The sequence below is a fragment of the Roseibium sp. QJM3NY_11 genome (genome assembly GCF_056173175.1).
On sequence record NZ_CM149660.1, the window covers coordinates 2,046,628 to 2,061,907 of the forward strand.

The 15,280-nt window shown below is 60.7% G+C and carries 12 protein-coding genes; 5 read left to right on the forward strand and 7 right to left on the reverse strand.

Going from position 1 to position 15,280, the window contains the following annotated elements; translation table 11 throughout:
- Nucleotides 1–465: 465 nt before the first annotated feature.
- The 3 genes from AC0VX3_RS09380 to AC0VX3_RS09390 are packed head-to-tail and all read right to left on the reverse strand — an operon-like array spanning nt 466 to nt 5,766.
- Nucleotides 466–2,814 (reverse strand): S8/S53 family peptidase, encoded by a 2,349-nt coding sequence (locus AC0VX3_RS09380; RefSeq protein ID WP_475524481.1) that lies wholly within the window; start codon nt 2,812–2,814, stop codon nt 466–468.
- 24 nt (nt 2,815–2,838) lie between these two features.
- A complete protein-coding gene (locus tag AC0VX3_RS09385) occupies nt 2,839–4,137 on the reverse strand; it encodes a phosphatase PAP2 family protein (protein ID WP_475524482.1) in 1,299 nt (432 codons plus the stop codon).
- A 27-nt stretch (nt 4,138–4,164) separates the two neighbouring features.
- Complete coding sequence (locus AC0VX3_RS09390) at nt 4,165–5,766, reverse strand: hypothetical protein (protein WP_475524483.1); 1,602 nt, start codon at nt 5,764–5,766, stop codon at nt 4,165–4,167.
- Nucleotides 5,767–6,005: 239 nt separating this feature from the next.
- Here AC0VX3_RS09390 and AC0VX3_RS09395 point away from each other — a divergent pair, with 239 nt between their 5' ends.
- Nucleotides 6,006–6,209, forward strand: a complete 204-nt coding sequence (locus AC0VX3_RS09395) for a hypothetical protein (protein ID WP_475524484.1) — start codon at nt 6,006–6,008, stop codon at nt 6,207–6,209.
- Nucleotides 6,210–6,793: 584 nt separating this feature from the next.
- Entirely contained in the window at nt 6,794–7,354 is a 561-nt protein-coding gene (locus tag AC0VX3_RS09400) for a cytochrome b (RefSeq protein ID WP_475524485.1), read from the forward strand.
- A 51-nt stretch (nt 7,355–7,405) separates the two neighbouring features.
- Here the strand turns inward: AC0VX3_RS09400 and AC0VX3_RS09405 are convergent, their stop codons facing one another.
- Together AC0VX3_RS09405 and AC0VX3_RS09410 are read right to left on the reverse strand one after the other, a co-directional pair.
- Nucleotides 7,406–9,265, reverse strand: coding sequence for a CHASE2 domain-containing protein (locus tag AC0VX3_RS09405; protein WP_475524486.1), 1,860 nt, complete (start codon nt 9,263–9,265; stop codon nt 7,406–7,408).
- Nucleotides 9,262–9,774, reverse strand: coding sequence for a FecR domain-containing protein (locus AC0VX3_RS09410; protein WP_475524487.1), 513 nt, complete (start codon nt 9,772–9,774; stop codon nt 9,262–9,264). The genes AC0VX3_RS09405 and AC0VX3_RS09410 overlap by 4 nt, the downstream gene beginning before the upstream one ends.
- Nucleotides 9,775–9,900: 126 nt before the next feature.
- Here AC0VX3_RS09410 and AC0VX3_RS09415 point away from each other — a divergent pair, with 126 nt between their 5' ends.
- From AC0VX3_RS09415 to AC0VX3_RS09425, 3 genes are all read left to right on the forward strand, one after another.
- Entirely contained in the window at nt 9,901–10,602 is a 702-nt protein-coding gene (locus AC0VX3_RS09415; protein WP_475524488.1) for a Crp/Fnr family transcriptional regulator, read from the forward strand.
- A 168-nt stretch (nt 10,603–10,770) separates the two neighbouring features.
- Nucleotides 10,771–11,064 carry a BA14K family protein gene (locus tag AC0VX3_RS09420; RefSeq protein WP_475524489.1) on the forward strand — a complete coding sequence of 98 codons (294 nt, stop codon included), beginning with the start codon at nt 10,771–10,773 and terminating at the stop codon, nt 11,062–11,064.
- A 258-nt stretch (nt 11,065–11,322) separates the two neighbouring features.
- Nucleotides 11,323–12,870, forward strand: a complete 1,548-nt coding sequence (locus AC0VX3_RS09425) for a bifunctional AfsR/SARP family transcriptional regulator/alpha/beta hydrolase (protein ID WP_475524490.1) — start codon at nt 11,323–11,325, stop codon at nt 12,868–12,870.
- Between the two features lie 58 nt (nt 12,871–12,928).
- Here the strand turns inward: AC0VX3_RS09425 and AC0VX3_RS09430 are convergent, their stop codons facing one another.
- Together AC0VX3_RS09430 and bcoG are read right to left on the reverse strand one after the other, a co-directional pair.
- A complete protein-coding gene (locus AC0VX3_RS09430; RefSeq protein WP_475524491.1) occupies nt 12,929–14,356 on the reverse strand; it encodes a carnitine 3-dehydrogenase in 1,428 nt (475 codons plus the stop codon).
- Nucleotides 14,353–15,264, reverse strand: coding sequence for a 3-dehydrocarnitine:acetyl-CoA trimethylamine transferase BcoG (gene bcoG, locus AC0VX3_RS09435; RefSeq protein ID WP_475524492.1), 912 nt, complete (start codon nt 15,262–15,264; stop codon nt 14,353–14,355). Before bcoG ends, AC0VX3_RS09430 begins: the two co-directional genes overlap by 4 nt.
- Between the last annotated feature and the right edge of the window lie 16 nt (nt 15,265–15,280).

Below are 15,280 nucleotides of genomic sequence, written 5' to 3' on the forward strand. Positions count from 1 at the left end.
CGAATAATATTTTCCGTTACATAAAAGTATGCGATTTTTTTCAAATATTTAACTTGTAAAATGTGTTTTGGGGCCGTTGAATTCTTTGAGAAAGCGCCTCTGAAGCGAGAGGGGCCATCGACTGGCTGCTCCACCATAGCCTTCGCCATCCTCCGGAATTGTCGCATTCTCGAAGGAGCAGCCGAACGGGCGCGTGTTTTTGACGATCAAGGGGACCAGCTCTCCGGGCGCAAAGCCGCTGGCTTCGGAAACGCATGTGTGGGCGGGGTAGTTCGGGGCGCTGCGCGTCCCGTCGGGGACGACGTGCCGCCCATGTCCTTTCAAGAAAAGCATCTTGACCTCCAGGGTGATCCGCTCGTCTGATCGAGCGGTTCACCCCGGGTCAAGTGGCGTCAACGGGGTGTCTTCGAGCCGTTAACAAAGTGTAAAAATTTCAGAAAACGGTGCTTAGGTAAGTCACTTTCGTTATCGCCTCAGGAACGGCCATTTTCGGCCATTCGACAACTTGTGTTCGTAGGTATCGTTCGGGTCGCCAATCTTGAGTGGCGGGCCACCCCGGCGTTTTTCAAGATCGGGATTCGCCTCCAGCACTTGCCTGGCGGGAGAAGGATTGGCCTTTGGCGGCTGCTTGCCGAGCTGGTTTTTTGATAAAAAGCCTGTTATCGGGTTCTCGGTCGTAGCCGGTTTTTCTTCGGCCAGGTAGTTTGCGAAGAGCCGTCCCACGATCGGTGCCGCGACACTGGTGCCGGTCATGACCTGCGTACTGCCGCTGCGTCCCCCTGTTCCGACAAGCCCGCGATGGACGCGGGACCGGTCGGCCGGGGGCGCAGCCCTGACGCTGCGCATTCCCTCGTGAGGTGCTCCGGAATAGAGGGCCGGCAAATTGTCATCGTAAAGGCGCACACCGCTGACCCGCAGCATGTTGTGCCCTGTGGCGATGCCGCTGATCGCGCCATACCGGGAGACACCGGCTCCCGGTTCGAGTGGATGAATGTGTTCGGTCAGTTCATCCTCGCGCTGCCACTCAGGTGTCCAGTCCTTCAATTCCAGATAGGATTGACGACCGGGACGCCGGAACAGGGGCGGGGAATCGTCACGCTGGATCCAGGCCTCCATATATTCGCCTGCCATCAGCTTGGTATGAGCCGTCACACGCCAAACGCCCGGGGGAATATGGGCCTTGTCATCGGACACAGGGTACGTCGGTGCCAGGGCGATCAGGATTCGGGCCTTTGGATACTGGTCAGGTTCATCGGGATGCAGCCGTTTGTTGTCATCGGCATTGTCCGCGTCCAGGGTATCCAGGGTGACTTGGGCAAGGATGTTGTCATTGTCATTTTCATCAATTAGTTCCCGGCCCTGTTCGTCACCAGGCTTCGTCAATTCAAATGGAAGCGTCAGGAACAATTCTTTGCCCCCGAACGGTGGCTCCAATTTCAGGTGCAGCTTGCGGTCAGAATCCTCCCCATCACCTGAAGACGCTTCAGGCGGCCTGGGTACCCAGATTTCCAGGTAATTGGGAGACTTGTCCTGTGGCTGTGTGATCCAGTTCAGGTCCAGACATTCTGTGCCGTCTTTTTCTGCGCGGACATGGGCATGCCCCTTGAGCAAATGACGGTTTCCGGTCGGCATCGACACGATCAGAGGTCCGAGATCTTCGTCATTTTCAAGTGTTTTCACCATCTGGTCGACAAATCGCTCGAACAGGTGCTTGCCATTGTGGGGGCCGCCGGCGAGGCCGTAGCTGAAATTGACCACTAGCGGCACTTTCCGGCCCGTGCCATTCCTGATCTCCTCCGCCACCAGACGGGCCCGGTCAACGATGTATTGCAGTCCGAGCATCGCGAACAGTGTGTAGAGCACCCCGGAGCTTTCTTCCGTCACCCTGCGGTGCAGTTGCACCGAGACGATGCGGCGATCTTCGGGGTTCGTGCCTTCGTTCTCATCAGGCAAACGCCGGTTTCCATGGGCGTCCGTCGTGTATCTTTTGTCATCGGAGGGATAGCCGGCCAGACGGTCGAGCACGAAGGTACCATGACTGAAACTCTTGCTCAGCGTTGTCGCCTCCGCCTCGACCGGATCAATCAACCCGAGAGCACGCAGGATTTCTTCTTCGGTATCGTATTGTTTGCTGAGTGTCGTGAGCTCCAGCCCTGTCACTTCCCGGCCGAACATCACGGACGAATCTTTTTCCGCGATCCCGTCCTGGTGCCAGGCGTAATCGATTCGCGAATTTCCCTTCGAATCGAAGAACCGCTCGTGGGCGAGGTTGATGCCATCGTCGATCACACCGATGATGACCGCCTTTTTTGGATCAACGTCGAGATCTTTCAGGGCCGGCCCGGGAGCGTCAGGTTCGAATTTCTCGGGAACCATGTTTTCATCCATTGGGGCGAACTGGAAATATGCTTCCTTCCAGCGCTCGTCGGAGCGGTGTATCGATTCACCGTCTGCATCGACGTCCGCCGATCCGTTTGTGGCGTCTGTCTTTTCTTCTGGTGAGTGGTCCAGAAGTTTCAGAAGCAGGTTAACTTTTAAAATTTCATACGGCGCCTGTACTAGTTTGAATGCATAGGTTGAAGCTGGTCTCCAGACTATACTTTTCTCGTTTTCCTGGCCGTTGTCGCCATTCTGATCGCTTCGTTCCGAATCTTGAGGCTCCTTGCGGAGGAAGGAAAGAAACCACTCTTCTTTCTGATTGCCGAATAAACGGTAGAAGTCGACACTGTTTTCTCCAGTCCGCAGCAACCAATCGGAATAGGGGTCAAGTTTCCCATAGTTCCGCTTGAATTTTTTCCAGCCTGCATTTTTCATTGATCTTTCTCACCTCCAGCTGTCTTAGCGCCATTCCTGGCGTGCCAAGTTCCAGAGATGTGCGAGTTGCGGCACGCTGTGGCGAACCGTCACCTCATCGGTTCCGAAACCGACAAGGCTGCCCGGGAGTCTCTCTCCGTTGGAGTAATACTCCCGTATGAAAAAGTCCGTGGCCTTGGCCCGTGCGGTCTCGTCATCGACTTCCCCCTCTTTCTTGCCAAGGTCGGTGTCGAAGACAAACGGGTTGATCTTCGGTGAGACCGGATCATCACACTCCTGATCGGCGATCGCCCGGGCCTCGAAATACTCGCCAAGGCACAGGCCGAGGGCCGCTCCCGAGATGCTGTCGACCGGGAAGTGCAGGCCGGCGACGGTGCGGTTCACGGCAACCCGTTCCGCCTGCAGCATCAGCATGCGTTCGTACCGGTTTTCAGTCGTGCCCTTCTCTGTCTGATTGTTCGAGACCTTGGCCAGAACCATGGCCATTGCTGTCGCTTCGGTGGCGTGGCCGGAGGGCAGTGCCCCATGGCCCGGCATGGGGATGGCAGGCTGGATCTCGGCCGAATAGAGATCCGGCCGCTTGCAGGCCAGCGCCATCTTCGCATTCTGAACGACTGCGGTTGCAAATCGCTGGGCAATGCCCATCAGTTCCAGCGTATAGCGTGTCCGGTCCGGGTGCAGGGACAGGATCACGCCGAGATAGTGATCCGGATAGCCGGTCTGGTTGACGATCTCCGGCAACCGGTCCTCCCGCAGATCCGCATAGGACCAGACGAGCTCCGTCTGGCCGGCGAAGAATGCTTCGCTCGGCCTCTTGATCTTTGCCAGGGTTTGCACGCCACCCGCCCCTGAAGCGTAGCGGGATTCATCACGATGGGAGATATTCACGACTGCGGGTTCCAAAGAGGGCAGAGCACTCGGTGTGCCGTCCTCAGCAGGTTTGCTTTCTTCATCAGATCCTGTCTCAGTTTCTTTTGGGGCCGGGGGCCTGTCCACGGTGATGCGCAGGCCGCTCATCAATTCGCAGTGGATGACAGTTGCCCGTGCCCAGTCGGGCCACCAAAGTGTGTCGTTCGGATCATCGGCGCCAAGATGCCTGACGTCGTCTTTGATGGCCCAACTCGAGCGCGGTCCGACGATGGCGTCGCGGGCATTGACGACACTCTGTGCCATATAGCCTGAGAATTGACGACCGCCAGCGGCTGCTCCGGACGCACCGCTGGCACCGGATGCGCCACTGGCACCCGACGCGCCGCTGGCACCGGAGGCACCGCTGGCTCCAGACGCTCCCGAAGCGCCACTTGTACCACTTGCAAAAGACATGATTCTACTCCTGATTACTGTGTGTATTTACTGATCTGGTATTCCGCTGTTCTTGAGGGCCCGGGCCCATTCCCGGCCTATCTCCAGTTCTGCGGCGGCGTGCGCGGACAGGTAATTGCTGATCGTGAAACCGGGATACATCTTCACCAGGTCACTGGCCGCATTGCGCGCTTCCTCGAAGCGCTCGAGCCCGTCCAGTGCAATGATCTTCGCACGCAGGGCCGAGGCGTGATGGCGGTTCAGGCCGAGGGAATGATCGGCGAATTTCAGCGCGTCCCGATAGTTCCGGTCAGACAGGTGCGCTGCCGCTGAAAGCGTGGTGTAGAGATATCCCCCCGGATCGAGAGGGGTCAGAAGCCGTCCCCGGTCGGTGAAGGCGACCGCTTCGCGGCCGGCCCCCTCAAACGCGAAGGCCGTCCCCTTCCAGAACCAGGCCAGGGCGTTGTTTTCGTCCACTGCCAGGACATCATCGAACGTCAGGCGCGCACGCGCGTAATCCCGTTCGAGCTGGTAGGAGACCACGCCATCCATGATCCGGGAAAAACTGCAATCCGGATTTGCTTCCAAGGCGCGCTGAACCATCAACCGGGCGGCATTCTTGTCCTCGGCGATGTCCGTGCTCCAACCCTGGGCGAGGAAGAGGACGTACCATTGGGCCAGCCAGGCATAGGGAAGCGAACAGGGGCCGAAACGGTCGATAATGCTTTCAAGATATTGGTGGGACCTCAAAACGCTCGCAAGATCCTGCCTGTGCATCAGGGAAATTGCCGACATCAGGAACATGTGGGCATCGAGATCCTCGAAGGAGCGCGTGGCAACGCTCCTGATGGCTCCCTTGAACAGGGAATCGACGACATAAGACGCAACGTCCTGCAGAACGTCGGCGCCGCCATGAAGCCAATCCAGTCTGGTTCTTTCAAAGCGCTGCGCGTTGACGATCACAGCCGAGCCGCTGTCTGTGAATTCAAGATCCAGGGTGAGGGTGTTTCCGGAAGAGCGCAGGAATCCGGTGACCAGATAATCGACGCTATAAGTCTCACGCAGGCGTTTCAGATCCGCGTCGACAAATCCGGGCATCCGGCAGGAAAGATGAGAAATGACATCGATTCCGTGAGCGCGTGCTATCTGGCGCGACAGGTCACCCGCGATCATGTCACCGAAGGTCGCCTCGACGGTGTCGGCCGTGCAATGCGCAAAAGGCAGGATCGCGATCGCCGGACGCAGCTTCAACGGCCTGAATTCAGTTTTGCCCGATTGACCGCCGCTCGGCCGGGCAGGCACCGCTGCGCGGAGGCCGGTGTTGTCGTCGTCTTCCAGTCCCGCAACAAGGCGCTGGCGTTGTTCGGTCAGCCAAGATTCAAATCCGTCGGCGCCAGCCAGATCGAGCCCTTCCAGCAAGGCGCCATCCAGCGGTGAACCGAGAAACTCCAGAGCGTCCAGGTTCATCCAGACTTCCTGATTGTTGGACTCCACAACTTCGGAAAAGACACTGCCCAGGATGCGCTTCAGTTTCGCAAGGGATTGCCGGAGGCTGGCCCTGCCGTGCTGTTCTCCGGATCTGGGCCACAGCATGTCCTGCAACCAGGCACGTGTGCGCCGGCCATTGGGCGCACTGGCCAGCAGCGCCACCAGGGCGGCTGTCTTTCCAGTAAGTGGAAGAACATCATCCGGTTGCGGGTATGAGCAGGTAAATGCTCCATACAGCCGTATGAATACTTTTTGCTTACTCAAGATGCTGCCCCCTTCGCTTTTTAGTAAAACCTGAGGCTCTTCTGAAATCTAGGGGCGAGTTCCCGATTCACGTTTTTTTAACGCTGAGCCGAGCGCGAACACTTGTAGAGTTTCAAGGAGTTGGAAGGAGTTTGGAAATGCAGAATGATCGCAATTGGATCGTGCTAGATGGCACCCCGGTTCAAATCAGAAATCTCGTCGATTTGAATGCGCACTGGCCTCTCATACGGGAGCGTTTGCAGAGCGCCATAAAGAACGAGGAAATCGCCGATCCCAATCTTCGCAACATGATCGAATGGCTTGTCGTGCTGGGTGAGAAGACGTTGTTCCGGATTGAGTGACGGTGCATTCAATGTGAGAAAACTGATCTGTGTTGATCTTTTAAGTATTTGTAATATAGATATTTTCTGATTTTCTTGTGATTTTGGTCCCGTTTTTCATACCCCGAGCAAGTCAGCGCCTGACAGTCCGTCTGGCCTGTGACTTGCCGGGTTTTTCATTCCATGGAGAGCCCGTTTCCGGAGTGCCGTCCGTCACAGGCGCTTGCACCGGGGATGTCATAACCTGCCGGAAGCGGAGGACATGAGGGTGCTCCGCCAGAGAGGCAGCGTGCCCGGACCGGGACGCAGGCGCCGGATGGGAGATCATCATGACAGGTATCGCGTGCGGGGCCGGAATCCGGCTGCCGGGAAACGCGAACCCCGGACCCGTTTCAAGGGGCGCGCGCCGGGAACCGGGTGTCTCCCGGGCCGATACGAACCCTCACCCGGGGATCACCCGTGAGCGGGCGTCGCATTGTTCTGACGCCATTCTTTGACGGCCGGACGATTTCCGGTCAATTTCGCACTTAATTTGCCATGATCGGGCGAAACTCCCCTTCGACCGACAGCGATCCAAGCACATGCCGACAAGACTGGAGCTTTCCGTGACCGAGACACTGACGACAGAGACCCGTGAGACCCTGCCCGCGGGACCGAGCGAACATCATGCAGGCACGACACGCATCCTGCACTGGGCGGTGGCCGTGCTGGTGCTGCTGACCTGGCCGATGGGCCTGATGATCGGCTTTGCCAAGAAAGAAGTCGTGATGAACTTCTACCTGCTGCACGAGAGCCTCGGCTTTCTGGTGCTCTGGCTGATGCTGGTCAGGGTCGGCAACAAGCTGGTGGCCCGATCACCGGAGGCCGAAGGCCCGGCGATCGAGCGGTTCGCCGCCTCCAGCGTGCACGGCCTGCTCTATGCCTTCCTGATCATCATGCCACTGTCCGGTTTTCTGGCCACGAACGCGCACGGCTTTCCGCTGAAATGGTTCGGTCTTGTCGAGGTCTGGAGCCCGATGGGCAAGAGCCCGGACATTGCCTGGACCCTGTCGGCGATCCATGAGTGGAGTGCCTGGATCCTGTTGGCACTGTTCGGTCTTCACATTGGCGCCGTGCTCTTTCATCACGTGATCCGCAGGGACAGGACGCTGTTTCGGATCCTTTGAAGGCCGCGCAATCTCCGTTGGGCCCGCCGGCCCAGGTCGGTATCGGACCGGTCAGACCCGAGCGGCGGCTTCGGTCTCTCCGGCCGTCCACAAGCCGACTTGCAACTCCTGCCGGCGGCCCCGGATGCCAACTGTTTCCAGTCGCGGAGGGGTCATTTGCGTGCCTGTGACGGTTTCGGCTGCCCTGATCAGATCCGCGGATACCACCACACTGGCGGCGCGGTTCCTGGAGACTTCCAGCAGCCGGCTTGCCACATTGACGCAGTCGCCGGTCGCAGCGATCTGTTGCTGGCTGTCGTGGCCCAGACGCGACAGAACCACCTGTCCAATGTGGGCACCCACCCGGACCTGGCTGATGTCGGCGGCGCGGCCTGAATTCAGGAGCCACACCGAAATGTCGCGTTCGAGCTGAAACGCGCAGCGCAGCGCTCTGAGGGGATCCTGCCGGTCCGCTTCCGGAACACCGAAGCCGAGCATGGCACCATCGCCCATGAAATCGAGCACAAGTCCTTCGTGCGCGCTGACCACATTGACAACAATCGTGTGAAATTCCTTCAGAAAGTCCCGGGTCTTCGAGGCGCCCAGACTTTCGCTGAGGCGGGTATAGCCGGACAGGTCGACAAACAGGATGGCCGCCGTCTGCTCTTGTGGAATTTCTAGGAAAGACGGGTCTTCGGCAATCCGCCGCGCCAGCCGGGGCGACTGGAACCGGCTGAGGGCTTCCTGCGCGCGGTGATTGCGCCGCGACTGGATACGGTCGGCGATCTGACGGGTGATGATGAGGCCAATGACGGGCGGCAGGCTGGCCGCGAAGGGCAGGGCGCCGTTCAGCCAGGTTCCGTTGGAGAACAGGACGGTACAGACGGCCAGCCACCCGGTCAGCAGAAGCAGATAAAACACCGAGGCCGGTGCCAGGGGCAGCGTGATGACCGCAAGCATGCCGAGAAGCGTGATGATGAAGGCGGCGACGCCATCCAGTATCCGGGTCTGCGTATCGCGAACCAGGGGCGTGCCGTCCATGAGATTGGCGATCCCGGTCGCCTGGACCTCGACGCCGGGCATCACCGGATCAAACGGGGTGGAGAACCTGTCGCCGACCGCCGTCGCGCTCACGCCCAGGACGACCATCCGGCCCTCCAGAACAGCGGCCGCGGGAACCTCGGCGCCGGCGTCAGGCAGGAGAAGGTCCCCGGCGCTCACGGTCGCGATGGTGCCGCTCGGTCCGTAGTAATTGAGCGCGAGATGCCAGCCGAGGTCCAGCGGAATGGTGCGGGTTCCGAACCGCAGGCCGTTGCCGGTGATGGTGGCTGGTTCGCCCTGAAACATACCCGCCGCGTGAAGCCCGAAGGAGGGCTGCAGGCCTGTTTCGGCCAGAAACAGCATAGGAATATGGCGCGGAGTGCCGCCGGTATCGGTGACGATATTGGCCAGGCCGACGGCGGCAACGTCGGCTATGGCAGGCGCCGGAGACAGCATTGTCCTGACCACGGGGACAATGCTCGCGGCCTCCTGCATCTGTGCGGCACCGGCAATCACCGTCGGAAGGGTGCCAATGGCCCGGCCCAGCGACCTGTCGTCTTCGGCCCGGGACGATCCGAACAACAGAATGTCGACGGCCAGCGCCCGGGCACCGGCCTGAGCGATCCGAGTGACCAGCTCCGCCAGTCGGTCCCTGGGCAGGGGATAGGGGCCGACGGCGTCGAGTGTCTTGTCGTCGATCGCCACGATGACGACATCGCCGGGCGGCGGGCGCGGTCCGGTCAGGGAAATCCTGAGATCCAGCAATACGGTTTCGAAGCGGTCGATGACGCTGGCGGTCCCCGAGAGATGGGTTCCGGCGAGGGAACCCGCCCAGAACATCCCGATCCCCAGGGCAAGCACGACAATCGCGACCGGCAAGACGGGTTTCATCTACCGAAACGCTGCAGAAGATTTTCCACGCGTTCAGCCGGCCAGCGCCGCGTGACCAGCGGTTCGCCGGGGACAACGTCCACACCAAGACCGGGCGTCAGGACGACTTCCTCGGAGCTGCCGGCATGGGACACGCTCACCTCGCCGCGGCGGACAAAAACCGCTGTCATGGTCGTGGTGACATCGACCACATAAACGGTCCCTCGAACCGCCGCGATCGCATGCGGTGTCCGGATCTGGAACGGGCCGCTGCCCGGCGTGACCTCGATGTAAAGTCCGTCCGAAGTGAGCTCGGCGTCTGTGGGCCGTTCGTCAGCCGTCCGCTCGGTTATGCCCAGGGCTGCCGCAGCCTCGGCTTCCAGAGTGATCCCGCCGGCACACTGATAGACTATCCGCGCCGGATCCTGGAGTTCGGTTCTGGCGCAATCGCTGAGGGTCTGCGCCGCCAGAGATTGCGAGGTCAGGACCGTCAGCAGGGAGCACATTGTGAAAACTACAAGTTTTTTCATCGTCCGATTCCCAATTTGAGCTTTTCAAGCGCCCTCAAGTTCCCTCATACATCAGTTTCACGGGTAGATAGGATGTGACCGTTGTCACTAGCGTTGTGCTGCTCGAAAACACGGGACGAGAAGATCATGAGCGTCGACGGCGACTTCAAGAAAGAGAAATTGCTGAGCAAGAGTTTCATCTTCGATGCGCTCGACAGCAAGACGCAGCAGGAGCTGGCCAACTTTTCCTATATAAAACGCTTCGCCGCCGGGGACATCATATTCACCATGGGATTGCCCGGCCAGAGCATGATGGCGATCGCGGAAGGCTCGGTTCGCGTATCCATGTTCACGCCCAGCGACCGGGAAGTGACGCTGAACGACCTGACGGTCGGCGATGTCTTCGGAGAGATCGCCCTGCTGGACGGCCAGGAACGCTCCGCCAGCGTGACGGCGCTGACAAATTGCACGCTTGTGGTTCTTGAACGCAGGGCGCTTCTCGACATCCTGCAGCACAATCCCGAATTCTCGATCAAGCTGATCGAACTGCTGTGCCAGCGGGTGCGCCGTTCGGACGAACGCATGATCGAGATCGCATTTCTCGATCTTCCGGCCCGCCTTGCCAAGCTGCTGCTGCGGCTGTCGACCGCCTCGCCAGCAACCGCCGACAAACCCTTGTCCAAGCTGTCGCAGTCCCAATCCGAACTCGCCGGCATGATTGGAAATTCCCGTGAAAACGTGAATCGTTGTCTGAAGAAATGGCAGAAGGCGGACGTGATCGATCTTCAGGGCGGATGGCTGATCCTCAAGGACCGGTCGCGGCTGGAGGCACTGGCACACGGAGAGTAGAGCGGTCCTGTTTTCCGCGCGTCAGATTGTTGCCGCAGTCCGCTGGTCTTCTCGGCATGCTGTCTGAAGGGTGCCGCGCGTCACAGGTGGGGCCCCGGGTTCCTTCCTAGGGTATCGGTCATCGGCGGACGAAACGTCGCCGACCAACAGCCGAGAAGGAAACCGGACATGCTCCGCAAGACTGTTCTGAGAACCGCCACACTGGCTGTCATGGCCGCGACCGCCGCCATGACGGGTACGACCGCCGTATCCGCAGGCGGATACGGCAATTCCTACAAGAACAATTCCGGACACGCCAGGACGACTGCCAATCGTCCGTTTGCCCATATTCGAGACCGCGTCTGGCGCCAGCATGCCGACTGGTGCCACACCCGGTTCAAGACCTACAATACCTTCGACAACACCTACCAGCCATACAGCGGCCCGCGTCAGCAGTGCTGGTCTCCCTATATCGCCCGGTAGGCGGGAGGCGGCAGATGAATGCCTCTCGAAGAGGCAGGCCCCAAACGGCAGTTTTTCCCCGGAAGCCGGTGTTGGGGCCCGCCCGGGCACAGAAAGGGAGCTTCGCCGAGATGCCTGCCGGGAGGCCGCGCCTCATTCGGTTGGAGCGGCAGAGCGGCAACCGGGTTTGCCGCAGGCACCCATGGTTGATTTCATTGTTGCCCGGGGGGTAGTAAAAGACAATGATATCAGTGGTCTCGAACAGGCCTGAACCCGCTCATGGATGCCGACCTGACTATATCCCTTCTGGGGCAGATGCGTGTGCTTGTCGCCGGCAGCGAAGCCGTGCTTCCAGCCTCGAGGAAGGCGCGCGCATTGCTCGCCTTTCTGGTTGCGACCGGACGGCCGCACCGGCGTGAGCGCCTGTGCGAACTGTTCTGGGATCTGCCCGATGATCCGAAGGCATCGCTCAGGTGGGCACTCAGCAAGCTCAGGCGGGCTATCGGGTCTCCCGAGGAGAGCCACATCGTCGCGGACCGTGAGCGGGTGTTCTTCGATCCGGGCGGCGTCCGTATCGACATACAGGACATACGCTCCGCACTCCTGGACCCGGAATGGGACATTCCTCTGGGAACGCTGGAGCACATGGTTCGCCAGTTGGACGACAGTTTTCTGGTCGGGCTGGACGATGCCGGAGACGAGGCGTTCAACGCCTGGCTCGCCGCCGAGCGGGCGGATGTGGACAGCGGCCGCGTCGAGCTTCTGAAACGGATTTTGGCCCATCCGAACACGGCGCCGCTGGCTGCCGGTAAATGGCTTGCGCTGCTCAGATCGATCGATCCCTATACGGCGGATGCGCTCGAACAGCGCACCGTCTCGCGTCCCATCGCCCAATCCTCAGAGATGTCGTCTTATCTGCGGGGAAAAGCGGGAAAAAACGGTGTTCTGGAACGGCTGGCGCGCGCCCGGGCGCATGCGGTCCGGGCGCAGAAGATAGGCTTTTGCGATGTCCCGGACGGCACAAGGATCGCCCATGCAACGATTGGCACCGGGCCGCCCATTCTGAAGGCGGCGAATTGGCTGACACATCTCGAATTCGACTGGGCCAGCCCGATCTGGGGGCAGTGTTTCGCGGACATTGCCGGGAACAGGTCCTTCATCCGCTATGATGAACGGGGCTGCGGGCTGTCGGACTGGGAGGTTCAGGATCTCAGCTTCGAGGCTTTCGTTGAGGATCTGGAGGCGGTTGCCGACACGCTGGGTCTGCAGCGCTTTCCCCTGATCGGAATTTCACAGGGCTGCGCGGTATCGATCGAATACGCAGCCCGGCATCCGGACCGGGTCAGCGGCCTCGTCCTGATCAGCGGATATGCGGCCGGGTGGCGGCTGCTGGCGACGCCGGAGGAACAGGCGCGAAGGGATGCCGTCATCAAGCTGACGGAACTTGGCTGGGGAACCGACAACCCGGCCTATCGTCATATTTTCTCGCAGACCTTCATGCCGGATGCTGCGCCTGCGGATCTGGACTGGTTCGATGAATTCCAGCGGCGGTCGACCTCGTCGGCCAACGCCGCCCGCTTTCAGGAGGCGTTCGGACATATCGACGTACGTGACCGCCTGGCGCATATCGACGTGCCAACCATCGTGTTTCATTCCAGGGAGGATCAGCGTATTCCGCTGGAACTCGGGCAGGCCCTGGCGGCCGGGATCCCGAATGCGGAATTCGTTCCCCTGGACAGCCGGAACCACATCCTGGTCGACCGGGAGCCCGCCCTGGACGTTTGCACAAGGAAGATCCGCGGTTTCCTGAAGAAACACGGGATCTGACCGTCACCGCATCCGGACAGGCCCGGCCTCCGGAAGAAACAATGGCGGCAGCGGTCCCCTATCCCGGCGATCTTTTCTGACCGACGAACCTGCCGGCGCCATCAGGAGGCGGCAGATGCCTGTGAGCCAAGGCGTATGCCGCGAGTTTTTCCGCGACCGCCGGGTCCGGCGGGCAACTCGCGCGGGTGGTCAGATCAACATGGAGCAACAGGGTCTCCATGGTTGCCGCGGGAGCGCCGTCGACGTTTGCCAGGACATGAAACAGTTTCATCTTCTTGCCTTCGCCTTCAAGCACCTGGGTGGTGATCGTCAGGCGCTCGCCGGCCTTGAGCTCGTCGAGATAGCGCAGATGGTTCTCGACGGTGAAGTAGCTCTTGCCCGAGGCGATATAATCCGCGTCCGCTCCGATCATCTCCATGAACCTGTCGGTGGCGGCCGCGCCGGCCTCCAGATAGTGGGCCTCGTTCATGTGGCCGTTGTAGTCGGTCCAACTTTGCGGGATCCGGCGGTCGCCTGTCACCGGCAGATCTTCGGCTTCGCGATGGGGCAAGGCCTGCTCATGCCGGGACACAATATCGCCCGCGCCGCTGCCGTTCTTCTTGAGCGCGCGCATCATGCCGACCAGATTGTCGTCCCGGCGCCGCTCGAGATCCCGGATGGAGAGGTGCCCCGACTGGGCATCGGACTGACCGGCGATCAGATCGACGAGCTCCCCGGTGAAGTCCGGTACATCCGTCAGCTTCGTCCAGGGCCATTGCAGCGCCGGGCCGAACTGGGCCATGAAATGCTTCATGCCGGCTTCGCCACCGGCGATGCGGTAGGTCTCGAAGAGGCCCATCTGCGCCCAACGCAAGCCGAAGCCCATGTGGATGGCCTCGTCGATTTCCTCCGTGGTGGCGATGCCGTCCCGGACCAGCCAGAGGCTTTCACGCCAGACGGCCTCCAGCAGGCGGTCGGCGATGTGGGCGTCGATCTCCTTGCGCACGATCAGCGGGTACATGCCGATAGCGCGCAGGATACCGGCGGCACGGTCCGTTTCCACGCCGTCACCGACCAGCTCCACCAGCGGCAGCAGATAGACCGGATTGAAGGGATGGGCGACGATGGCACGCGCGCCTTTTTCACTGAGTTCGGAGGGTTTGAAACCCGATGTCGACGATCCGATGACGGCCGTTTCCGGGGCCAGTTCGCTCAGGCTGGCCAGCACATTGTGCTTCAGGTCCAGCCTTTCGGGCACGCTTTCCTGGATCCAGTGCGCATCGGCGGCCGCCTCGCCGAGATCCTCCGTGAAGGTGAGGGTGCCTTCTTCAGGCAGGCAGCGGTCATAGAGCGCCGGCAGGCTGCGCCGCGCGTTGGCGAGAACTTCGTTGATCTTGCGGGATGCTTCCGGGTCCGGGTCGTACACGGCAACATCCCAGCCGTTCAGGAGAAAGCGGGCGGCCCAGCCACCACCGATCACGCCGCCGCCGATGATTGCCGCCTTCATGCCGGTGTCCTCCTGGTCAGGCCGAGTTTCGCCCGGACGGCGTCAGGACCCAGGATCTTCGCCCCCATGCCACCGATTATTCCAGCGGCCTTTTCGACCAGTTGGGTGTTGGAGGCCAGAACGCCCTTCTCCAGGAACAGATTGTCTTCCAGACCGACGCGCACATTGCCTCCGGCGAGCACGGCGGCAGCGGCATAGGGCATCTGGTCCCGGCCAAGGCTGAAGGCGGACCAGGTCCAGTCTTCCGGAATGGCGTTGACCATTGCCAGGAAGGTGTTGAGGTCGCTGGGCGCGCCCCAGGGTATCCCCATGCAGAGCTGGACCAGGGCCGGGGCAGCGAGGGTGCCTTCCTCGACCAGTTGTTTGGCGAACCAGAGATGGCCTGTGTCGAAGGCTTCTATCTCGGGCTTCACGCCGAGGTCGCTCATCATCGAGCCCATGGCCCGCAGCATGCCCGGCGTGTTGGTCATGACATAGTCCGCCTCTGCGAAATTCATGGTGCCGCAATCGAGCGTGCAGATTTCCGGGCGGCATTCGCGGATATGGGCCATGCGTTCGGCCGCACCGATCATGTCGGTGGCTTGCTCATTGACCGGGAGCGGTTTGTCAGTCGACCCGAAGACGATGTCTCCCCCCATGCCGGCGGTGAGGTTCAGGATCACATCCACATCCGTGGCGCGGATCCTGTCGGTCACCTCCCGGTAAAGATCCAGCCGCCGCGACGGCGCGCCGGTTTCCGGATCACGGACATGACAATGGACGATCGCGGCGCCCGCTTTCGCGGCATCGATCGCGCTGTCGGCGATCTGCTTCGGGCTGCGCGGCACGTGGGGGGATTTGTCCTGGGTCGCGCCCGACCCGGTCACGGCGCAGGTGATGAAGACCTCGCGGTTCATTTGTAGCGGCATCTTTTTCTCCTGGAGC